Annotated in this window: 21 protein-coding genes and 1 pseudogene; 13 read left to right on the top strand and 9 right to left on the bottom strand. The window is 74.5% G+C overall.

The annotated features are described in order from the left end of the window. Window positions 1–196 precede the first annotated feature (196 nt). The 4 genes from ABEB13_RS09635 (at window position 197) to ABEB13_RS09620 (ending at window position 3,358) form a co-directional block, all read left to right on the top strand. On the top strand, window positions 197–751 hold the full coding sequence (locus ABEB13_RS09635) for a hypothetical protein (protein ID WP_345705149.1): 555 nt from the start codon (window positions 197–199) through the stop codon (window positions 749–751). Window positions 752–871: 120 nt separating this feature from the next. Continuing rightward, a complete protein-coding gene (locus tag ABEB13_RS09630; protein WP_345705148.1) occupies window positions 872–1,633 on the top strand; it encodes a metallophosphoesterase in 762 nt (253 codons plus the stop codon). Between the two features lie 78 nt (window positions 1,634–1,711). Next, entirely contained in the window at window positions 1,712–2,404 is a 693-nt protein-coding gene (locus ABEB13_RS09625; RefSeq protein WP_345705147.1) for a VOC family protein, read from the top strand. 90 nt (window positions 2,405–2,494) lie between these two features. After that, window positions 2,495–3,358, top strand: a complete 864-nt coding sequence (locus ABEB13_RS09620; protein ID WP_345705146.1) for an SMP-30/gluconolactonase/LRE family protein — start codon at window positions 2,495–2,497, stop codon at window positions 3,356–3,358. Between the two features lie 69 nt (window positions 3,359–3,427). Here ABEB13_RS09620 and ABEB13_RS09615 read toward each other — a convergent pair whose 3' ends face one another. Beyond that, the gene (locus tag ABEB13_RS09615; RefSeq protein ID WP_345705145.1) at window positions 3,428–3,790 is read right to left on the bottom strand and encodes an SSI family serine proteinase inhibitor; all 363 of its coding nucleotides are present in this window, start codon (window positions 3,788–3,790) and stop codon (window positions 3,428–3,430) included. Window positions 3,791–3,961: 171 nt separating this feature from the next. Between ABEB13_RS09615 and ABEB13_RS09610 the strand changes: the two genes are divergently transcribed. Beyond that, window positions 3,962–4,159, top strand: a complete 198-nt coding sequence (locus tag ABEB13_RS09610; protein WP_345705144.1) for a hypothetical protein — start codon at window positions 3,962–3,964, stop codon at window positions 4,157–4,159. Between the two features lie 2 nt (window positions 4,160–4,161). Beyond that, entirely contained in the window at window positions 4,162–4,506 is a 345-nt protein-coding gene (locus ABEB13_RS09605) for an ArsR/SmtB family transcription factor (RefSeq protein WP_345705143.1), read from the top strand. Between the two features lie 52 nt (window positions 4,507–4,558). On the opposite strand, the gene ABEB13_RS09600 is transcribed toward ABEB13_RS09605, so the two are convergent. Continuing rightward, the gene (locus tag ABEB13_RS09600; protein WP_345705142.1) at window positions 4,559–4,912 is read right to left on the bottom strand and encodes an ArsR/SmtB family transcription factor; all 354 of its coding nucleotides are present in this window, start codon (window positions 4,910–4,912) and stop codon (window positions 4,559–4,561) included. Between the two features lie 113 nt (window positions 4,913–5,025). Between ABEB13_RS09600 and ABEB13_RS09595 the strand changes: the two genes are divergently transcribed. Continuing rightward, a complete protein-coding gene (locus ABEB13_RS09595) occupies window positions 5,026–6,117 on the top strand; it encodes an NADH:flavin oxidoreductase/NADH oxidase (RefSeq protein ID WP_345705141.1) in 1,092 nt (363 codons plus the stop codon). Window positions 6,118–6,147: 30 nt separating this feature from the next. On the opposite strand, the gene ABEB13_RS09590 is transcribed toward ABEB13_RS09595, so the two are convergent. Together ABEB13_RS09590 and ABEB13_RS09585 are read right to left on the bottom strand one after the other, a co-directional pair. After that, entirely contained in the window at window positions 6,148–6,462 is a 315-nt protein-coding gene (locus ABEB13_RS09590; protein ID WP_345705140.1) for a hypothetical protein, read from the bottom strand. A gap of 146 nt (window positions 6,463–6,608) precedes the next feature. Further along, window positions 6,609–7,304, bottom strand: a complete 696-nt coding sequence (locus ABEB13_RS09585; RefSeq protein WP_345705139.1) for a FadR/GntR family transcriptional regulator — start codon at window positions 7,302–7,304, stop codon at window positions 6,609–6,611. Between the two features lie 111 nt (window positions 7,305–7,415). Between ABEB13_RS09585 and ABEB13_RS09580 the strand changes: the two genes are divergently transcribed. Next, window positions 7,416–7,967 (top strand): gluconokinase, encoded by a 552-nt coding sequence (locus ABEB13_RS09580; protein ID WP_345705138.1) that lies wholly within the window; start codon window positions 7,416–7,418, stop codon window positions 7,965–7,967. A 34-nt stretch (window positions 7,968–8,001) separates the two neighbouring features. Beyond that, window positions 8,002–9,467: pseudogene (locus tag ABEB13_RS40445) on the top strand (GntP family permease). 233 nt (window positions 9,468–9,700) lie between these two features. Here the strand turns inward: ABEB13_RS40445 and ABEB13_RS09565 are convergent. From ABEB13_RS09565 to mmuM, 5 genes are all read right to left on the bottom strand, one after another. Then, entirely contained in the window at window positions 9,701–11,296 is a 1,596-nt protein-coding gene (locus ABEB13_RS09565) for a glycerol-3-phosphate dehydrogenase/oxidase (protein WP_345705137.1), read from the bottom strand. Window positions 11,297–11,444: 148 nt separating this feature from the next. Beyond that, complete coding sequence (gene glpK / locus ABEB13_RS09560) at window positions 11,445–12,962, bottom strand: glycerol kinase GlpK (protein WP_345705136.1); 1,518 nt, start codon at window positions 12,960–12,962, stop codon at window positions 11,445–11,447. Between the two features lie 109 nt (window positions 12,963–13,071). Continuing rightward, window positions 13,072–13,791 (bottom strand): MIP/aquaporin family protein, encoded by a 720-nt coding sequence (locus ABEB13_RS09555; RefSeq protein ID WP_345705135.1) that lies wholly within the window; start codon window positions 13,789–13,791, stop codon window positions 13,072–13,074. 342 nt (window positions 13,792–14,133) lie between these two features. Continuing rightward, window positions 14,134–14,898 (bottom strand): IclR family transcriptional regulator, encoded by a 765-nt coding sequence (locus ABEB13_RS09550; RefSeq protein ID WP_345705134.1) that lies wholly within the window; start codon window positions 14,896–14,898, stop codon window positions 14,134–14,136. Between the two features lie 93 nt (window positions 14,899–14,991). After that, a complete protein-coding gene (gene mmuM, locus ABEB13_RS09545; protein ID WP_345705133.1) occupies window positions 14,992–15,912 on the bottom strand; it encodes a homocysteine S-methyltransferase in 921 nt (306 codons plus the stop codon). A gap of 215 nt (window positions 15,913–16,127) precedes the next feature. Here mmuM and ABEB13_RS09540 point away from each other — a divergent pair, with 215 nt between their 5' ends. The 4 genes from ABEB13_RS09540 to ABEB13_RS09525 all read left to right on the top strand — a co-directional run bounded on the left by ABEB13_RS09540 (window position 16,128) and on the right by ABEB13_RS09525 (window position 21,082). Beyond that, on the top strand, window positions 16,128–17,366 hold the full coding sequence (locus ABEB13_RS09540) for an NUDIX hydrolase (protein WP_345705132.1): 1,239 nt from the start codon (window positions 16,128–16,130) through the stop codon (window positions 17,364–17,366). Between the two features lie 755 nt (window positions 17,367–18,121). Then, window positions 18,122–19,114 carry a hypothetical protein gene (locus tag ABEB13_RS09535; RefSeq protein ID WP_345705131.1) on the top strand — a complete coding sequence of 331 codons (993 nt, stop codon included), beginning with the start codon at window positions 18,122–18,124 and terminating at the stop codon, window positions 19,112–19,114. 91 nt (window positions 19,115–19,205) lie between these two features. Then, the gene (locus tag ABEB13_RS09530; RefSeq protein WP_345705130.1) at window positions 19,206–20,531 is read left to right on the top strand and encodes an adenylosuccinate synthetase; all 1,326 of its coding nucleotides are present in this window, start codon (window positions 19,206–19,208) and stop codon (window positions 20,529–20,531) included. After that, window positions 20,528–21,082: an NUDIX domain-containing protein gene (locus tag ABEB13_RS09525; RefSeq protein WP_345705129.1), complete on the top strand. Its 555-nt coding sequence runs from the start codon at window positions 20,528–20,530 to the stop codon at window positions 21,080–21,082. The genes ABEB13_RS09530 and ABEB13_RS09525 overlap by 4 nt, the downstream gene beginning before the upstream one ends. The last annotated feature ends 159 nt before the right edge of the window (window positions 21,083–21,241 follow it).

Genomic DNA, 21,241 nt, shown 5'->3' with positions numbered 1-21,241 from the left:
GGCGTAGAGTCGGGGTGCGACGCACCGCCGCGCGCGCCGAAGGGGAGGGTGACGATGCCTCAGTCGGAGCTCAGCGCTTGCCTGACGGCCTGTCGGAGACGTGTCCGGCGGGATCCGGCGCCGCCCGCCGACGCCCTGCGGGTCCGCGTTGCCGGGTGACGCGCGCGCCGTCCGGCCGGCCGTCGAGGCGGCCCGGGTGGGACCGCACCTGCCACTGGACTCCGCGCTCGTCCGCTGCCCGCGCTGCGACGCCCGGGCCGTCCGCACCGGGACACGGGTGGCCTGCGCGGGCTGCGGACTCGTCCGCACCGCGGGCCACGCCTTCCAGGGGCCCGTCCAGGTCGTCGTCGACAGCCGCTGCGGCACCTGCGGCCGGGCGGCGCGGCGTGAGGTCGAACGCCCGCAGTGGCCGGACACCGTCCGGGCGCTCGCCCTGCGGTGCCCCTGCGGCACCGTCGGGCGCCATCCGGTGGAGGTCTACCCGTCGTGGTGGCGCAACCAGGGGGTCGACCCGGTCTCCGGGCTGGCGCTCTGGCTCCGCGCCGAACTGCGCGGCCAGGTGCTCTGGGCGCTCGACGCCGAACACCTGGCCTACCTGGAGGGGTATCTCGGCGGCGAGCCGGGCTTCCGGCCGGGCGCGCGCTACGGCACGCTGGGAAGCCGGCTCCCCGCCTGGATCAAACAGGCCCGCAACCGCCAGGACGTCCTGCACCGCCTGCGCCGACTGCGGGCCCTGCTCGCCGACACCTGACCCCGATACCCCACCCCGACACCTGACCCGGACACCTGACCCGGACACCTGACCCGGACACCTGACCCGGACACCCGAGCCCCGACGCCCTGACGCCGACACCCGACCCGGAGGCCACGCATGCCGGTGCTCGCCCACCTCAGCGACATCCACCTCGGCCAGGACCACGACGGGGACGCCGGGGCGCGCGCCGCCGCCCGCGCCGAGCGGGTGATGACCTACCTGGAGCAGTTGCCCGGCCCGATCGACGCCGTCCTGGTCACCGGCGACATCGCCGACCACGGCCTGGCCGCCGAGTACGCCGAGGCTGCCCGGATCCTCGCCTCCGACCGCCACCCGGTGCTCGCCTGCCCGGGCAACCACGACGACCGCGCGGCCTTCCGCCGGGACCTCCTCGGCGAGGAGGCGTCCACCGGCCCGGTCGACCGGCTGCACGAACTGCCCCGTCTCACCGTCCTGTTGTGCGACTCCGGCATCCCCGGACGCAACGAGGGCGCGTTCGGCGACGACACCCTCGCCTGGCTGGACGCCGCCCTCAGCCGGGCCCGCCGGGACGTCCCCGCGGTGGTGGCCTTCCACCACCCGCCGGTGGCCCTGCACTCCCCGATCCCCGACGGCATCCGGCTCCGTGACGAGCAGCGGCTGGCCGCGGTGGTGCGCTGCCACCCGCAGGTGAAGGCCGTGTTCTGCGGTCACGCCCACACCGGCGCGGTGACCCGGTTCGCCGGCCTGCCGCTGGCCGTCGCCCCCGGCGTGGTCTCGACCGGCACGCTTCCCTGGGAGGGCGGCTCCGGCCTGGCCTTCGACCACCCGCCGATGATCGCCTTCCACGTGCTGGACGACGACGGCCGGCTCACCACCCACCACCGGGTGGTGGTCTGACGCCCGCCGACCCGCCGGGCGTCGGAGCCTGTCCGGAACGGGGCGGGCCGGCCGGCAGCGCGCTGCGAGGATGCGGCCATGGAGCGGATCCCGAGTCTGCGGGAAGTGTCGGAGGCGGTTCACGGCTCCGGGTGGCGCCTGGTGCTGGGGACGCTGCAGACGTCCGTCCCGGCCGGTTCGCCGGCCCGGGCGGTCGGCCTGGCCGCGGATGCCGTCGAGGTGTGCGGCGACGACGCCGACCGCCACCTTCGGGTCGACGTCCGTCCCGACCGGGTCGTCCTCACCCTGCAGTCGTCGGACGAGGCAGCGGTGACAGCCCGGGACATCGCCCTCGCCCGTCGGATCTCCGCCACCGCGGCCGCGTCCGGGACACCGACCGGGCCCGGCATCGGCGCGCCGGCACCGCGGTCCGTCCAACTGCTGGAGATCGCGATCGACGCCCTGGACATCGCCGGGATCCGGCCGTTCTGGAAGGCCGTGCTCGGCTGCACCGACGAGGCGGGCGCCGACGGACCGCAGGACCCGCTCGTCGACCCGGTCGGGCAGGGCCCCGCCCTCTGGTTCCAGCAGATGGACGGGCCGCGCGCGCAGCGCAACCGCATCCACCTCGACGTCTCCGTACCGCACGACCAGGCACCCCGGCGGATCGGGACGGCCCTGGCGGCCGGCGGCCGGCTGGTGTCCGCGACCCGCGCGCCCGCCTTCTGGGTGCTCGCCGACGCCGAGGGCAACGAAGTCTGCGTCACCACCTGGCAGGGCCGGGACGGCTGAGCGCGCGGCCGGCACCACCGCACCGTCGGCCGGTCGTCGGACAAGCCTTAGCATCGGGCCCGGATCTGCCCGTCCGTCCGAGGAGCCCCGATGCCCCGACTGCTGTCCGCCGACCTGGTCGTCCCCGACCGTCTGCACCTCGCCGAGAGCCCGCTCTGGGACGACCGCACCGGCGTGCTGCGCTGGGTGGACATCCTGGCCGGCCACGTCCACGGCTGGGACCCGGCGACGGGGGAGCGGACGCACTTCGACGCGGGGCTGCCGGTCGGCGCGATCGCTCTCCGCGCCTCCGGCGGCCTGGTGCTGGCCGTCGCCGACGGCTTCGCCGTCCTGGACGGCGAGCGGCTGACCCGGATCGCCGACCTGGACTCCGCCGACGGGCAGCTGCGGATGAACGACGCCGTCTGCGACCCCGAGGGCCGGCTACTCGCCGGCACCATGGCCTACTCCCACGAGGCGGGCCGGGGCAGCCTCTACCGGCTGGACGCCGACCACAGCGTGCACACCGTGCTGCCGGCCGTCACCATCTCCAACGGCCTGGACTGGTCGCCCGACGGTGCCACCGCCTACTACGCCGACAGCCCCACCCGCGAGGTCCGCGCCTACCGCTACCGGGACGGCGCCCTGCTCGACCCCGAGCCGTTCGCCGCGTTCACCGACGGTGTGCCGGACGGCGTCACCGTCGACGCCGAGGGCGGTATCTGGGTGGCCGTCGCGTTCGCCGGGCGCGTCCACCGCTACCTGCCGGACGGCACCCTGGACACGGTGGTGCGGGTGCCCGCGACCATGACCACCAGCTGCGCCTTCGGCGGGCCCGGCCTGGACACCCTGTACATCACCACCGCCACCGAGAACCTGTCGCCGGCCGACCTGGCCGCGCAGCCGGCCGCGGGAGGGCTGTTCGCCTGCGAGCCCGGCATACGGGGACGCCGGGCCCACCGCTTCGCCGGCTGACCGTCCGCCGCGGCCCGGGCCGACCGGAGCCCGGCCGCGGCGGGCCCGGCCGGCTCAGAACCGGCCGGCTCAGAAGGCGAACAGCGTGCCGGTCGCCTGGTGCAGCGTGCAGGAGTTGGCAAACTCGCGCGTCCAGCGCACCACCCGGCCGTCCCAGAGCCCGTCCGCCCGCGCGGTCACCGGCTGGTACACCATCGGGCAGATTCCGTTGCCGTGCGGCAGCCGGTCCGGGTCCCCGTCGGCGGCCGCCAGCTCGGCACAGGCCCGTGCGGCCTGCGGGTGGCCGCCGCCGGGGACCCCCGAGCACAGCAGGTCCAGGCGGTGGTCCCCGGCCGACAGGGTGAGCCGCGACGGCACCACCCGGGCCGCGGCCGGCCCGGGCAGCAGGAGCAGGGTGAGCGCGGCGGCGGCCGCGGCGGCGATGGTGCGCATGGCGCATCCGTACCAGGGGCCGGGCCCGGCCGTCCGGAATGTCACCCGGACGTGGGCGTGGCGTCCGTCCGGCCCGGAACTTGAAGAAGTCTGCGCAGTCTTGGATGCTGGATCTCCCGGGTCTTTCCCGGGGTGGCGGGCCGGCGCCGAAGCCGGCAACGGAGGTCGGCCGTGACGGACCTGTTCCGCGAGGAGCTCGGGGCTCAGCTGATCCAGGCCCGCGCCGAGCTGGCGATCGCGCTCTCGGCGGGGGACGACGACGGCGTGCAGGCGTACCGGGGCCGGATCGGCAGTCTGTTGCGGATCGCCGGGCGGCACGGCATCACCCTGCCGCACACGCCGGACGAAGAGGAAGACGAGGACGACTGAGCATGCCGGTCCCGCTCTACCAGGCCAAGGCGGAGTTCTTCCGTACGCTCGGGCACCCGGCCCGTATCCGCATCCTCGAACTCCTCCAGGACGGCCCCCGTCCCGTCCGTGAGCTGCTGGCGGAGATGGACATCGAGCCGTCCAACCTCTCGCAGCAGCTCGCCGTGCTGCGCCGGACGGGTCTGCTGGTCTCGACCCGCGAGGGCAACACCGTGGTCTACGAGCTGAGCACGCCGGACGTCGCGGACCTGCTGCGGGCGGCCCGGCGGATCCTCACCGAGATGATCACCGACCAGGGCACCCTGCTGGCGGAGCTGCGCGGCAGCGTCGGCGTGCCCGTGCTCTGACCCCCGCCGCCCGTCCGGCCCGGCCCGGTCCGTGCCGTCGGCCCGCCGGCGCTCAGTGGCCGGCGGTGGCCCGGTAGCCGCCGACCACGCTGTCCAGCAGCCCGGGGAAGCGTGCGGCGAGGTCGTCGGCGCGCAGGGCGTTCATCTTCGACGTGCCGCGGCGGCACTGCCGGATCAACCCGGCCTCGCGCAGCACCCGGAAGTGGTGGGTCAGGGTCGACTTGGCGACCGGCAGGTCGAAGGCCAGGCAGTTGACCTCGTGCGGGGCGCCGGCGAGCGAGGCGACGATCCGCAGCCGGACGGGGTCGGCGAGTGCGTGCAGCACGCTCTCCAGCCTGATGTCGGCGACGGCCGGCTCCGGCAGGGCGGCGGCGGTCGCGGGGCTGTGGTCGGTCACGCTCCTCATGGTAGGAGACGCCCTCCGGCTTGTACGAGGATCATCGTAGTTTGACAGCCATCGTAGTACGAGAGTTATCGTACTTTTCAGCCCGATCGCCGCCGTCCCCCGTAGGAGCAGCCGTGAGCGCCCTGTTCGAGCCGATCACCCTCCGTTCCCTGACCGTCCCGAACCGGGTCTGGCTGTCGCCGATGTGCATGTACTCCGCGGCTCCGGACGGTCCCGAGCAGGGCGTCGCGACCGACTTCCACCTCGCCCACCTGGGGTCGCGGGCGGCCGGCGGGGCCGGACTGGTGATGGTCGAGGCGACCGCCGTCCGCCCCGACGGGCGCATCTCGCCCTACGACCTCGGGCTGTGGAACGACCGCCAGCAGGAGGCGCTCGCCCGCATCGCCGCGCTCATCGCCGCCCACGGCTCGGTGCCCGCCATCCAGCTCGCCCATGCCGGCCGCAAGGCCTCCAGTGACCGCCCGACCGCCGGCTCGGTCGCGCTCGGCCCGGCGGACGGCGGCTGGCAGCCGGTCGGCGCCTCGCCGGTGGCCTTCGGCGACCGGCCCGTCCCGGACGAGCTGACCGTCGACGAGATCGCCGCCGTGGTGGACGACTTCGCCGCCGCGGCCGCCCGGGCGGCCGCGGCCGGCTTCCGGGTCGCCGACATCCACGGCGCCCACGGCTACCTGGTGCACTCCTTCCTGTCGCCGCACTCCAACCACCGCACCGACGGCTACGGCGGGTCGTTCGCCGGCCGGGCCCGGTTCGCCCTGGAGGTGGCCGCGGCCGTCCGCGCCGCCTGGCCGGCCGACCTGCCGCTGTTCTTCCGCGTCTCGGCCACCGACTGGCTGGACGGCGAGCCCGGCTGGACGCCGGAGGAGACGGTGCTGCTCGCCAAGGAGCTCCAGGCGGTCGGCGTCGATCTGATCGACGTCTCCAGCGGCGGCATCGCCCCGCACGCCAGGATCACCACCGGCCCCGGCTACCAGGTGCCGTTCGCCGAGCAGATCCGCGCCGGGGCCGGTCTGCCGGTCAGCGCCGTCGGACTGATCACCGAGCCGGCCCAGGCCGAGGAGGTCGTCGCCGCCGGCCGGGCCGACGCGGTGATGCTCGGCCGCGAACTCCTGCGCGACCCGTACTGGCCCCTGCACGCCGCCCGCGAACTGGGCGCCGAGCGCAACTGGCCCCACCAGTACGGCTACGCGGTCGGCTCCCGGGGCTGACCCGCCGTCAGGGTGGGTCGGCGGGAGGGCCTAGCCCCGCAGCGGCGCCCGGCCGTCGGCCGGGCGCCGTCGGCGCTCCCGGCTGCCGTCCAGCGGCGAGGCGGAGTTCGGCCCGCGCCTGCGCTGGGCCGCGATCTGACGCGAGATCAGGATCTCCAGCAGGCTCCAGACCGTCCCGAACACCCCGAGCCCCATCCCGAACAGCGACAACGGCAGCAGCCTGCTGTGCGCGTACGAGGCGAGCACCGCGACCGTCAGGGCGACCAGGGTCAGCGAGAAGCTCAGCCAGGCCCGGACGGCGGCGGCCCGCACCTCGTCCGGCAGCCGGCGGCGTACGGCGGACATCGGCGACCCCCAGCGCAGACCTGCCACTCGGCGGCGCGCCCCTGCGCGCCCCACCGCAACCCTGCCCCGGCGGGCGCCCGGCATGCGGCCGAAGGGCCGAATCCACCGGAATTCGGCGCAATCAGGCGGGCGTTCAGGTACGAACCTCAGTCGAGGGTCGCACTCAGCTCTTCGAGCGCCCCCGCCACGATGGTGCGCATGGCGCGCTCGGCGAGCTCGGCATCGCCCGCACAGACCGCCTCCGCGACCTCCCGGTGCAGGCGGACGGCGTACGGCTCGGGCCGGTGCGGCATCAGCTGGTGCTCGGTGCGGCCGGTGAGCACCGCGCCCACCGTGTCGCCGAGGTGCGCGAACATCTCGTTCCCGGAGGCGCGCAGCACCGTGGCGTGGAAGTCGATGTCGTGCTGGAGGAAGGTCGTCAGGTCCGCGTGGCGGGCGGAGACGGTGAGTTCGGTCGCGAGCGCGCTCAGCTCCCGCCGGTGGTCGTCGGTGGCGTGCCGGGCGGCGAGCGCCGCCGCGGCGGGCTCGACGGCCAGCCGCAGCGCGCCGAGCGAGCGCAGCTGGGCGGGCCGGTCGGCGCCGGCGAGCCGCCAGCGGATCACCATCGGGTCGAAGACGTCCCACTGGGCCTTCGGCTGGACGGTGGTGCCGACCCGGCGCTTGGCCGTGACCATCCGCATCGACTCCAGGATCCGCACCGCCTCGCGGACGACCGTCCGGGAGACGCCGTAGCGCTCCTCCAGCTCCTCGGCCCGCAGCACCGTCCCCGCCGGGATCTCGCCGGAGGCGATGGCAGGGCCGAGATCCGCGAGCAGGCGGCCGGGGAGGCCCTGGATGTCCATCGGGCCAGCCTATCCGGAAGCAAAAGTATGACGATTGGGTTTCAGTGGCTTGAATAAGTCATACCTTTGCGCCAAGGTTGGCCGCGGATCAGGCAGAACAGGAGCACCACCATGGCTCTCAGCGTCGAGAACCACCCCGGGGAACGCCCGCCCGTCATCGTCGTGATGGGCGTCTCCGGAGTCGGCAAGACCACCGTCGCCCGGCTGCTCGCGGAGCGGCTCGGACTGCCGTACGCCGAGGCCGACGACTTCCACCCCGCCGCCAACATCGCCAAGATGAGTGCCGGGACCCCGCTCGACGACCACGACCGGGAGCCCTGGCTCCGCGCCCTCGGCGACTGGCTCGGCGGTCGGTCGCGGCTCGGCGAGGGCGGCGTCGTCACCTGCTCCGCGCTCAAGCGCCGCTACCGCGACACCCTGCGCGCGGCCTGCCCCGACGCGTTCTTCCTACACCTCAGCGGCGGTCAGGACCTCGTGCACGACCGTCTCGCGCACCGGGTCGGCCACTTCATGCCGACCTCCCTGCTCGACTCCCAGTTCGCCGCACTCGAACCCCTCGGGACCGACGAGCGCGGCATCGTCCTGGACGTCGGTCCCGGCCCCGAAACCCTCGTCGAGAAGGCCGCAGCACTCTTCGGCCACGTCAACGGAGACCTCGCGTGACCCCCACCCTCCTGCTCGCGGCGGCCGCCCCGCCCTGCCGCACACCGACAGCAACGGCAGACTCCTCCTCGCGGTGCTGCTCGCCATCGGCGCCATCGTGCTGCTGATCACCAAGCTGAAGCTGCACCCCTTCCTCGCCCTCGTCCTCGGCTCCGGCCTGCTGGCCGCCATTGCCGCCGTCCCCTTCGACAAGCTGCTCACCAGCTTCGCCACCGGGTTCGGCAGCACCGTCGCCGGCGTCGGCCTGCTCATCGGCCTCGGCGCGATGCTCGGCAAGCTGCTCGCCGACTCGGGCGGTGCCAACACCATCGCCGACACCGTGCTGGCCCGGACGGGGCGGCGCGGCCTGCCCTGGGCGATGGCCCTGATCGCCGCCGTACTGGGCCTGCCGCTCTTCTTCGAGGTCGGCGTCGTCCTGCTCGTCCCGATCGTGCTCCTGGTCGCCCGCCGCGGCAACGTCCCCGTCCTGCGGATCGGCATCCCCGCACTGGCCGGCCTCTCCGTGCTGCACGGCCTGGTGCCCCCGCACCCCGGCCCGCTGGTCGCCGTCGACGCCCTGCACGCCGACCTCGGCGTCACCCTGGCCCTCGGCCTGCTGATCGCCGTCCCCACGCTGATCATCGCCGGCCCGCTCTTCGGCCGGGTCGCCGAGCGCTGGGTCGGCCCGCTCGCGGCGCCCGCCGCGCCGGACGGCGACGCCGCCCCCGGCACCCGCCCGGCCGCCGGCGACGGTGGCGACGCCGCCCCGCAGGAGGCGCCCCGGCCGGTACCGCCGCCGGGACGGCCACGGCCACCCGCACCGCGCTGCCCACCGCCGTCGGCGCCGAGAAGACCCCGCGGTTCGGCGCCGTGCTCACCACCATCCTGCTCCCGGTCGTGCTGATGCTCGGCAAGGCGCTGGTCGACGTGGTGATCGACGACCCGAAGGCCGTCCTGCAGCGCGTCCTCGACTTCGTCGGCTCGCCGCTGATCGCCCTGCTCGCCGCCGTCCTGCTCGGCATGGTCACCCTCGGCCGCGCGGCCGGCTTCGACAGGCAGCGCATCTCCGACACCGTCGCCGCCTCGCTCGGCCCGATCGCCGGCATCGTCTTCATCGTCGGCGCCGGCGGCGGCTTCAAGCAGACCCTGATCGACGTCGGCGTCGGTCAGGCCGTCAGCGAGTGGGCCACCGACTGGCACGTCTCCGCGCTGCTGCTCGGCTGGCTGATCGCCGTCCTGATCCGTCTGGCCACCGGCTCCGCCACGGTCGCCACGATCACCGCGGCCGGCATCGTCGGCCCGCTCGCCGCCGGCATGTCGACCAGCCACGCCGCCCTGCTGGTCCTCGCGATCGGCGCCGGTTCGCTGTTCTTCTCGCACGTCAACGACGCGGGCTTCTGGCTGGTCAAGGAGTACTTCGGGATGAGCGTCGGACAGACCGTCAAGTCCTGGTCGGCGATGGAGACGGTGATCTCGGTGGTCGCGATCGCCCTGATCCTGCCGCTCAGCCTGATCGTCTGACGGCCGCGGCCCGACGGCCGGGGCCGCGGCCACGGCCCAAGGGCAGCCCCTGAACGAGCCCCCGGTGCACTCCCCTGCACCGGGGGCTTCTCCCGCCCGGCCGGCGCCGCCCTGCCCCGGACGCGCCGGAGGGCGGACACCCCCGGTGCCCGCCCTCCGCCCCTCGCCCCTCGCCCGCCGCCCGCCGCGCGCGGCCGCTGCTCCGCCGCGCGCAGCGGGCGAGGGGTTGCGTTCTACTTCTTTCCGCGGTTCGCGAGGAAGGTCTCGACCTGCTGCCGGATCTCCGGCGTGTCCAGGCCGCGCACCGTCATCGTGGTGCGGCGGCGCAGCACGTCGTCGACGGTGTAGGCCCACTCGTTGTCGGCGGCGAAGGCCACCTGGGCCCACACGTCCGGGCCGTCCGGGTGGATCGGCTCGCCGAGCGCCGGGTCGGCGGCGATCAGGTGGGCGATCTCGAAGGAGAGCGTCCCGTAGTGGCCGGCCAGGTGCTTGGCGACCAGCGGCTCCATCCGGGAGCCGGGCTCGCGGTCGACCAGCAGGCGGTGCGCGACGGCGTTCGGCGCGCCCACGCCCGGCAGCGGCACGGTCGCCGGGAACGGCGACATGTCCTCCGCCAGCCCGGTGCCGGGGACGTTGCGGAGCTTGTCGAGCACCGTCCGCCCGATGTGGCGGTAGGTCGTCCACTTGCCGCCGGCGACCGACAGCATGCCGCCGCGGCCCTCGGTGACCACCGTCTCGCGCTTGGCGGCGGAGGTACCGCCCGGGCCGCCCGGCAGCACCCGCAGGCCGGCGAAGGCGTAGGTGATCAGGTCGCGGTCGAGGTGCTCGTCGCGGATCGCGTGCCCGGCCTCGTCCATGATCTGGTCGATGTCGGCCTCGGTGGCGCGGACGTCGGTCGGCTCGCCGGTGTACTCCTCGTCCGTGGTGCCGAGCAGGACGTGGTCCTCCCACGGGATCGCGAACGACACGCGGTACTTGTCGATCGGGATGGTGAGCGCCGCGCGCCACGGGGTGCGGCGCTTGACGACCACGTGGGCACCCTTGGAGAGCCGGATGGACGGGGCCGCGCCCGCGTCCTCCATCTTCCGCAGGTGGTCGACCCAGGGGCCGGTGGCGTTCAGCACCAGGCGGGCCGAGACGCCGAACTCGGTACCGTCCAGGCGGTCCTTCAGTTCGGCGCCGGTGACCCGGCCGCCGGTGAAGCGCAGGCCGGTGACCTCGGCGTGGTTGAGCACGACGGCGCCGGACTCCACGGCGGCGCGCACCGTCATCACGGCGACCCGCGAGTCGTTCATCTGGTGGTCGCCGTAGACCGCGACCGCCTGCAGGCCCTCGGTGCGCAGCGCGGGCACCTGCTGGGCGGCGTGCGCGGCGGTGGAGACCCGGCCCATACCGTCGCGGAACGCGGACAGCGCCGAGTAGAGGAAGACGCCGGCGCCGAGCTTGGGGGCGCTGTGCGGGCCGCCCTTGTAGACCGGGACGAAGAAGGTCAGCGGGTTGACCAGGTGCGGGGCCACGTCGGTGGCCAGTGCCCGGCGCTCCTTGTGGTTCTCGGCGACCAGCTTGACCGCGCCGGTCTGCAGGTAGCGCAGGCCGCCGTGGACGAGCTTGGAGGAGGCACTGGAGGTGGCGCCGGCGAAGTCGCCCGCGTCGACCATGGCGACCTTCAGACCCGCCTGGGCCGCCGTCCAGGCGGTTGCGGTGCCGAGGATGCCGCCGCCGATCACCAGCAGGTCGTAGGTGGCCTTGCCGAGCAGTTCGCGGGTCTCGGCGCGGGAGGCGGTGTGGCCGGTGGTGAAGCCGGCGCCCAGGGTCGGGATGCTTGCCATGGTGTGGTGTACGGCGTCCGGGGCGGGCGCCGTGTCTCCTCTCGGTGTGCGGTGCGGTCTCCGCGGGGAGACCGGGGCCGGCCCGGTGCGGCGGGCCGGAACGTCACGGGGGCCGGCCGGGGCGTCACTGCCCCGGCCGGCCGGTCCGTCAGCTCTCGTCGTCCTCCTCCACCCAGCCCATCGTGCGCTCGACGGCCTTGATCCACTTCTTGTACTCCCGCTCCCGGGTGGCGTCGTCCATCCGCGGGGTCCATTCGGCGGCGCGGTGCCAGTTGGCCCGCAGGGTGTCGAGGTCGTTCCAGAAGCCGACCGCGAGGCCGGCCGCGTAGGCCGCGCCGAGGGCGGTGGTCTCGGCGACGTACGGGCGCTCGACGGGGGCGTCGAGCACGTCGGCGATGTTCTGCATGAGCAGGTTGTTGGAGGTCATGCCACCGTCGACCTTGAGCGCGGTCAGTTCGACGCCGGAGTCCTTCTGCATGGCGTCGACGACCTCGCGGGTCTGCCAGGCGGTGGCCTCCAGGACGGCCCGGGCCAGGTGGCCCTTGGTCACGTAGCGGGTGAGGCCGGCGATCACGCCGCGGGCGTCGGAGCGCCAGTACGGGGCGAACAGGCCGGAGAAGGCGGGGACGAAGTAGGCGCCGCCGTTGTCCTCGACGGTGGAGGCCAGCGTCTCGATCTCGGCGGCGGTGGAGATGATGCCGAGCTGGTCGCGCAGCCACTGCACCAGCGAGCCGGTGACGGCGATCGAGCCCTCCAGGGCGTAGACCGGCTTCTGGTCGCCGATCCGGTAGCCGACGGTGGTCAGCAGGCCGTGGTAGGAGTTGACGATCTTCTCGCCGGTGTTGAGCAGCAGGAAGGTGCCGGTGCCGTAGGTCGACTTGGCCTCGCCCTCGTCGAAGCACGTCTGGCCGAACAGGGCCGCCTGCTGGTCGCCGAGCGCGGAGGCGACCGGCACGCCGGCCAGGTCGCCGACCGCCTCGCCGTACACCTCGGCGGAGGAGCGGATCTCCGGGAGGACGGTGAGCGGCACGTCCATGGACTCGGCGATCTTCTCGTCCCAGGCCAGGGTGTGCAGGTTCATCAGCATGGTGCGGCTGGCGTTGGTGACGTCCGTGACGTGCTTGCCGCCGTCGACGCCGCCGGTGAGGTTCCAGATGACCCAGGTGTCCATGGTGCCGAAGAGGATGTCGCCGGCCTCGGCACGCTCGCGCAGGCCCTCGACGTTGTCCAGCAGCCAGCGGATCTTCGGGCCGGCGAAGTAGCTGGCCAGCGGCAGGCCGGTCTCGCGGCGGTAGCGGTCCTGGCCGACGTTGCGGCCGAGCTCGCGGCAGAGCGCCTCGGTGCGGGTGTCCTGCCAGACCAGCGCGTTGTGGACGGGCTTGCCGGTGTGCCGGTCCCACAGCACGGTGGTCTCGCGCTGGTTGGTGATGCCGATGGCGCGGATGTCGTCCCTGGTCAGCCCGGCCTTCTCCAGCGCGCCGCGGATCACCGACTGCACCCGGGTCCAGATCTCGGCGGCGTCGTGCTCGACCCAGCCCGGCTGCGGGAAGATCTGCGAGTGCTCCTGCTGGTCGACGGCGACGATCCGGCCGTCGGCGCCGAAGATGATGCAGCGGCTGGAGGTGGTGCCCTGGTCGATCGCGGCGATGTAGTTGCCAGAAGTCATGGGGTCCTCGGCTCTGGAAGAGGGTTTGAGGGGCGGGCGGGCCTGACGTCGGGTCAGTCCCCGTGGGCGGGTACGGGGCAAACCTGCCCCGGCCGGCCCGGCGGTCGGATCAGAAGGCGAGGTTGTACAGGCCACCGGCGAGCAGGGCGCCGATGATCGGGCCGACCACCGGGACCCAGGCGTACGACCAGTCCGAGCCGCCCTTGTTCGGGATCGGCAGCAGGGCGTGGACGATGCGCGGACCGAGGTCGCGGGCGGGGTTGATCGCGTAGCCGGTCGGGCCGCCGAGCGAGAGGCCGATGGCGACGACGGTGAAGGCGACCATCAGGATGCCGGTGCCGGACAGTCCGAGGCCCTTGTTGAGGCCCTGGGTGAGGATCGCCAGGCAGAGGACGGCGGTGCCGATGATCTCGGTGAGGAGGTTCTGGATCGGGTTCCGGATCTCGGGCCCGGTGGAGAAGATCCCGAGGGTGGGCTCCTCGTTGGCCTGGAACTGGCCGAGGTAGGTGACCCACACCAGGGCGGCGCCGATGATCGCGCCGAGCATCTGGGAGCCGATGTAGAGCGGCACCTTGCTCCAGTCGCCGCTCTCGGTGGCGAGGGCGATGGTCACGGCCGGGTTCAGGTGGGCGCCGGACTTCGGGGCCGACATGTAGGCGGCGACCAGGACGGCGAAGCCCCAGCCGAAGGTGATGGCGAGCCACCCGGCGTTGACGGCCTTGGACTTCTTCAGCGTGACGGCGGCGCACACGCCGCCGCCGAGGAGTATCAGCGCGGCGGTGCCGAGGGTTTCGCCGACGAAGATGTCGCCGTTGGAGAAAGCGGACACAGAGACTCCCTTGTCCTATGACCCGATGGGGAGGGGGTGGGGGTGGGGGCAGGAGACCGGGCGACCACCGATGCGGGTGAGCGCGGTGCGGGTGAGCGCGGGGTGGGAGTGAATCTCCCGGCCGCCGTTCGACAATGTCGACCGACATGCGGAAGCTTCCACCGCCCCCGCCCTCCACGTCAAGGCGGGGTTACGTACCTGTGACGGTCGCCGTCGCCCGGTGGCGTGCGGCGATGGGGCGCCAGCGTAAGGGGGCCAAGGCCGCGAACCGGGGCAAAACGCCAGGGCGCGGACGGGCGGTGGCCCGTCCGCGCCCTTCCGGCACGGCCGATGGTCCTGCGGTCAGAAGCGCCCGGCGCCCAGATCCCGGGAGATCGCCCGGGCCGCGCTGCGCACCGAGGCGACGAGGCCCGGCTTGACGAAGCCGTTCTCCGTCACCGTCTCCACCGGCCCGTTCACGCACACGGCGCCCACCGGGTTGCGCCGGCGGTCCTGGATCAGCGCGCCGATCGAGGCGACGCCCTCCCAGGTCTCCTCGATCGAGTCCGCCCAGCCCCGCTCGCGGATCAGCGCACACTCGGCGTCCACGTCGGCCGGGTCGGTCAGGGTGCGCAGCGTGTAGGACTCCAGCGGGCCGTCGCCCAGCTCGCCGCGCGCCACGGGGTCGTAGGCCAGCAGCACCTTGCCCAGCGCGGTGCTGTGCAGCGGCTGCATCGAGCCGACCTCCAGCACCTGGCGGGTGTCGTCCGGGCGGAAGACGTGGTGCACGATCAGCACGCCCCGCTGGTGCAGCACGCCCAGGTAGACCGTCTCCCCGCTGGCCCGGGCCAGGTCGTCGGCCCACACCAGCGCCCGGGCGCGCAGCTCGTGCACGTCCAGGTAGCTCTGGCCGAGCCGCAGCAGCTCGGCGCCGAGCTGGTACTTCCCGCTCTCCGGGTCCTGCTCGACGAAGCCCTCCTGCTGGAGGGTGCGCAGGATGCCGTGCGCGGTGCCCTTGGCGAGGTCGAGGGCGGTGGCCACTTCGGACAGTCCGAGCCGGCGCTCGCCGCCGGCCAGCAGCCGCATGATCGCGGCAGCCCGGGAGAGCGACTGGATCGGGCCGGGCATCGGCTACCTCCGCTGACAGGCGGTCGACATTGTCGACCGCAGTGGTATCGCCAAGAGTCTGCCAGGCCGACGGCCGGGCGTGCACCTTTCGGGTCAGTCCGCTGCCCGGACGGCGGCGGCCAGGGCCGCGATCTCCCGCTCGCCCACCCGGCAGCAGCCGCCGATCAGCCGGGCGCCCGCGGACCGCCAGGACGCCACGCGGGCCGGGGCGAAGGTCGGCTCGCCGCGCCAGTCGCGGGCCGCCGCGTCCCACCGCTCGCCGCTGTTCGGGTAGACCACGATCGGCTTGGCCGTGGTCGCCGCGGCGATCTCCACCGCCCGGTCGGCGTCCTCGGTCGAGCAGCAGTTCACCCCCACGGCGAGCACCGCGTCGCTGGCGGCAGCCAGCGCGAACGCCTCCGCCAGCGGCTGCCCGGCCCGGGTCCGGCCGCCCGCCGCGCTGTACGAGAGCCAGGCCGGCACCCCCAGTCCGTCGATCGCCCGCAGCAGGGCCTCGGCCTCGTCGGTGTCCGGGATCGTCTCGATCGCCAGCACGTCGGGCCCGGCCGCCGCCAGCACCTCCAGCCGCGGCCGGTGGAACCGCTCCAGGGCGGCGACGCCCAGCCCGTACCGGCCCCGGTACTCGGAGCCGTCGGCCAGCACCGCGCCGTACGGGCCCACCGACGCCGCCACGTACAGCGGCCGGTCGGCCCGGGCCAGCCGCGCCGCCTCGCGGGCGAGGCCGACGCTCAGCCCGATCAGCCGCGCCGCCTCCGGCCGGTCCAGGCCGCGGCGGGCGAACCCCTCGAAGCCCGCCTGGTAGCTCGCGCCGATCGCGACGTCCGCGCCGGCCCGGAAGTAGCCCAGGTGGGCAGCGGTGAGCGCCTCGGGCCGGTCGGCCAGCAGCCGCGCAGACCACAGGGCGTCCGACAGGTCGTGGCCGGCGTCGGCGAGCTGGTTCGACAACCCGCCGTCCAGCACCAGCGGGCCGGCCGCGAGGGCCGCGGCGAAACCCGGCGGGGGAGCGGCGGACATGGGGTACCTCCTGGTCGGCGGTGGTGTCTGCACTGTAGAACGCACGTCCGCGGCCCGGGGATCCGATCGTGGGTCGAGGGCGGTCGGCCGGCGGGTCGGCCGGCGCCCGGGCGGACCACTCGTACGGGTGATCGAAAGTCGCTGGCGGGCACCGGCCCCCTGCGCTACGTTGTTCTCACTCGGAGAACAATCGACCACGGCGAACGAGGTGCACGATGACGGGCTGGCGAGGCGACGCGACCACGGGCGACGACCCGCCCGAGCCACGCGCCACCGAGCGCGACTGGCTCGCCGCGTACGACCCGCGCGCCTTCACTCCCGTCGCCGTCACCGTCGACGTCGTGGCGCTCACCCTGCGCGGCGGCGACCTGCACGTCCTGCTCGTCGAGCGGGCCGAGCCGCCCTACCAGGGCTGCTGGGCCCTGCCCGGCGGCTTCCTCCGCGCGGGCGCGGAGGGCCTGGCCGAGGCCGCCGTCCGCGAACTCGCCGAGGAGACCGGCCTGGAGGGCAGCATCGAGATCGACGCCGCCCTCAGCCGGATCCACCTCGAACAGCTCGGCAGCTACGGCGCACCCGAGCGCGACCCGCGGATGCACGTGGTGTCGGTCGCCTACCTCGCCTTCGCCCCAGGCCTGCCCGATCCCCAGGCCGGCACGGACGCCGCGGCCGCCGCCTGGCACCCCGTCTCCGCGCTCGACCTCACCAGCCCTCAGACCGCCGGGGCGTCCGCCGACACCCACGGGGGTGGCGTCGGCGGGCACCCCGGCATCCCGCTCGCCTTCGACCACGCCCGGATCCTCGCCGACGGCCTCGACCGGGCCCGCGCCAAGATCGAGTACAGCCCGCTCGCCACCGCCTTCCTCCACCACGACTTCACCATCCCCGAGTTGCGCGCCGTCTACGAAGCCGTCTGGGGCGAGCGTCTGCACGCCGGCAACTTCCACCGCAAGGTGCTCTCCGTCCCCGGCTTCGTCGAGTCCACCGGCACCACCACCGAGCGCGGCGGCAGCCGCGGCGGGCCCCGCGCCCGCACCTACCACCCCGGCGACGCCCGCGTCCTGCACCCCCGCTGCTCCGCCCCGGCCGGGAGGAGGACGTGCGATGACCGCCCCGCACCCGCCCCACCCCGGGCCCCCGGCAGGGGCGCCCGCCGCGGCACCCGCCACCCCGCGCACGTTCGCCGAGGCACTGGCCGCCGTCACCGCCGCGACCGACCCCGCCGACCTGTTCCCCGCCGACCCCGCCGCCGCCGGCCGGCGCCACCGCCGACTCGCCCGGCTCCTCCACCCCGACACCGCACCGCACACCCACCGCACCGAGGCGGCCGCCGCCTTCCTCGCCCTGGGCCGGCTCTGGGCCCGCCACGGAGCAGCAGCCCCAGGCAGCGACGGCACCGACCGGCTGCGCACCGACCGCCACAGCTACCGGCTCGGAGCCACCCTGACCACCGGTGACATCGCCGTGCTGCGCAGCGCCACCACCGACGACGGCCTCGACGTCCTGCTCAAGATCCCGCGCAACCCCGCCGACAACGACCTCATCGAGGCCGAGGCCGCCGCCCTCACCCGGCTCGCCCGCCACGGCGACCGCCGCCACCTCGCCTACGTCCCGTCCCTCGTCGAGACGTTCCGCCACCACGACACCGCCGACCCGGCCGCCGCACCCCGCCAGGTCAACGTCCTCGCCCGCCGGCCAGGGCTGCACCCGCTCACCGACGTCCTGCGGGCCCACCCCGACGGCCTCGACCCGCGCGACGCCGCATGGATGTGGCGCAGACTGCTGGTCGCCCTCGGCTTCGCCCACCGCGCCGGGGTGCGCCACGGCGCCGTCCACCCCGAACACGTCCTGATCCACCCCGCCGAGCACGGCCTCGTCCTCGTCGACTGGTGCTACGCCACCACCGGCCCGCACACCCCGGCCACCGCCCTGGTGGAGCGCCACCGCAGCCGGTACCCGCCCGAGGTCCCCGCCCGCCGACCCGTCACCGAGGCCACCGACATCCACCTCGCGACCCGCTGCATCGAGCAGCTGATGGCCCCCGCGCACCCAAGCCGATGCGCGCCTTCATCGCCGGCTGCACCCTGCCCGCCGAGGCCCGCCGCCCGCACGACGCCTGGCGGCTCCTCGCCGAGCTCGACGACCTGCTCCACCGTCTCTACGGCCCGCGCACCTTCCGGCCGTTCCACCTTCCCCCTCCTGAGGAGAGCTCATGGGCAGCGGCACCTGGTCCACCGACGTCTACGACGCGGCCGCGACCTACCGCGCCGGCACCGGCGCCAGCGCCTTCGCGTACAGCGACTCCGCCACCCGCGGCGCCCGCTCCACCTGGCAGGCCCACCCCACCCTCGACCCGTCCGGCCTCACCACCCGTGAGAGCCGCGACTCCGACGAGCACCCCGACTCGCTCGCCGTCGCCGTCCTCTTCGACGTCACCGGCTCGATGCAGACCGTCCCGCGCGTGCTGCAGACCAAGCTCCCGGAGCTCTTCGGCCTGCTGCTGCGCAAGGGGTACACCGAGCACCCGCAGATCCTCTTCGGCGCCGTCGGCGACGCCACCTGCGACCGCGTGCCGCTCCAGCTCGGCCAGTTCGAGTCCGACAACCGGATGGACGACGACCTGGGCAACATCCTGCTGGAGGGCGGCGGCGGCGGTCAGATGACCGAGTCCTACGAGCTCGCCATGTACGCCATGGCCCGCCACACCGCCCTCGACTGCGTCGAGCGCCGCGGCCGCAAGGGGTACCTCTTCCTCATCGGCGACGAACTGCCCTACGGCAAGGTCAAGGCCCGCGAGGTCGCCGCCGTCCTCGGCGAGACCATCCCCGAGGACATCCCCGTCCCCGTGATCCTCGCCGAGCTCCAGCGGCTGTACCACGTCTACTTCATCCTCCCGGCCGGCACCGCCTACGCAGGCAGCGCCGAGGTCCTCGGCACCTGGCGCAAGCTGCTCGGCCAGCACGTCATCGAGCTCGACGACCTCGACGCCGTCTGCGAGACCATCGCCCTCACCATCGGCCTGGGCGAGGAGGCCATCGACCTCCAGGAGGGCCTCGACGACCTCACCGACCTCGGCTCCGGCTCCGTCGCCACCGTCGGCAAGGCCCTCGGCGGCCTCGCCCGCCGAACCACCGGCGTCGCCGTCCCCGGCCCCTCCCTGCTCGACGCCACCGACCGCGCCGCCACCGGCACCACCCGGCTCTGACGACCTGCGGCCCACCCCGCCCGACCCGCGGCCCATCCGGCCCGCGATCACCCACCCGGCGGGGCGGGCCGCCCGCACCGAACGGCCCCCGATGACCGCACCCCACCCCGACGGCCACGTCATCGTCTGCGACCTCGGCTTCGGCGACGCCGGAAAGGGCACCGTCGTCGACCACCTCTGCCGCAGGCAGCCCGCAGGCCGGCCCTACCGCGCCGTCGTCCGGCACAACGGCGGCGCCCAGGCCGCCCACAACGTCGTCACCGACGACGGACAGCACCACACCTTCGCCCAGTTCGGCTCCGGCACCCTCGCCGGCGTCCCCACCCACCTGTCGCGGTTCGCCCTCGTCGACCCGCTCGCCCTCGCCGCCGAGGCCCGCCACCTCGCCGGCCTCGGCGTCCCCGACCCGTTCGCCCTGCTCACCGTGGACCGCCGCGCCCTGCTCACCACCCCGTACCACGCGGCCGCCAACCGGCTCCGCGAACAGCGCCGCGGCGCCGCCCGCCACGGATCCTGCGGCCTCGGCATCGGCGAGACCGCCCACTACGCCCTCCAGTACCCGGCGGACGCCCCGACCGCCGGAGACTGCACCACCCCCGGCCGGCTCCGCCACCTCCTCGACCTCCTCCGGGCCCGCCTCGCCGAGCAGCTCGGCCTCACCCCCGAAGACCTGCCCGCCCCGCCACCCGCCGACTGCACGGCGGCGTTCACCGCCTTCGCCGCCCGCGTCCGCCTCACCGACCCCGGCCACCTCGGCCGACTGCTGCGCAGCGGCCCCGTGGTCTTCGAGGGCGCCCAGGGCGTCCTGCTCGACGAACACCACGGCTTCCACCCGTACACCACCTGGTCCACCACCACGTTCGACAACGCCGAGACCCTCCTCGCCGAGGAGGGCGCCGCCCGGGCCGCCCTCCGCCTCGGCGTCCTGAGGACGTACACCACCCGGCACGGCGCCGGGCCGCTGCCGACCCACGACAAGGACCTCACCGTCCCCGAACACCACAACGGCACCGGCCCCTGGCAGGGCCCCTTCCGGATCGGCCACTTCGACACCGTCGCCCACCGCTATGCCCTCGCCGCCGCCGGCGGCGCCGACGCCCTCGCCCTCACCCACCTCGACATCCCCGCCCACCACCGCGACCTGCGCATCGCCGAGACGTACGAACTCGACGGCACCCCCTGCACGCCCTCGCCTGCGGTCACCCCGGCGACCTCACCGCCCAGGCCGCGCTCACCGACGCCCTGCAGCGCGCCCGGGCCGGTCGGCTCACCGACCCCGGCCCCGACCCGCAGGCCTGGTCCGAGGCGGTCGGGGAGCGCCTCGCCCTCCCCGTCCTGCTCGAGTCCCACGGCCCGACGTCCCGTCAGAAACGCCTCCGCGGGCCCTCCGCCCGGCGCGTTACCATCCACCCCATGACGACCACAGACCAGGCCGACCGGAAGACCTACGGCCCCGGCTCGCACTGCCACTGGTGCGGTACCCGCTACACCGAGGGCACCACCGGCTGGCCCCGGACGTGCCCCGGCTGCGAGGAGGTCAGCTACCGCAACCCGCTGCCGGTGGTCGTCACTCTGCTGCCCGTCGTCGCCCCCGAGGCCAACGGTCTCGTCGTCATCCGCCGCACCATCGAGCCCGGCCGCGGCGAGCTCGCCCTGCCCGGCGGATACATCGACTACGGCGAGAGCTGGCAGCAGGCCTGCGTCCGGGAACTCCGCGAGGAGACCGGCATCCGCGCCGACCAGGGCCAGGTCGCCCTGGTCGCCACCGACTCCGACACCGCCGGCGGCTTCCTCTGCCTCTTCGGCATGCTGCCCCCGCAGCGGATCGGCGACCTCCCGCCGTCCGTCCCCACCGACGAGACCGAGGGCTGGCAGTTCCTTCCCACACCCTCGCAGCTGGCCTTCCCGTTCCACACCCGGGTCGCCCACGCCTGGTTCAACGGCGACTACGCCCACCTCGCCCGGTAGCCCGACCAGGGCCCGGCGCCATGACCCGGCACCACGACCTGAAGCCATCGCCCGAAGGCATGAGCCGACGGCGCGGCCCGTCCGGCCGGGCTCTGGCGCGCCCGACGATCACATGGCAAGGTCTGCTCGTCAGCCACCACGCGGGCGGCCCGCCACAAG

It is taken from the genome of Kitasatospora paranensis (genome assembly GCF_039544005.1).
Classification (GTDB): Bacteria; Actinomycetota; Actinomycetes; order Streptomycetales; family Streptomycetaceae; genus Kitasatospora; species Kitasatospora paranensis.
Note: the sequence above shows the minus strand (reverse complement) of the source record. Positions and strands in the feature narration are given on the sequence as shown.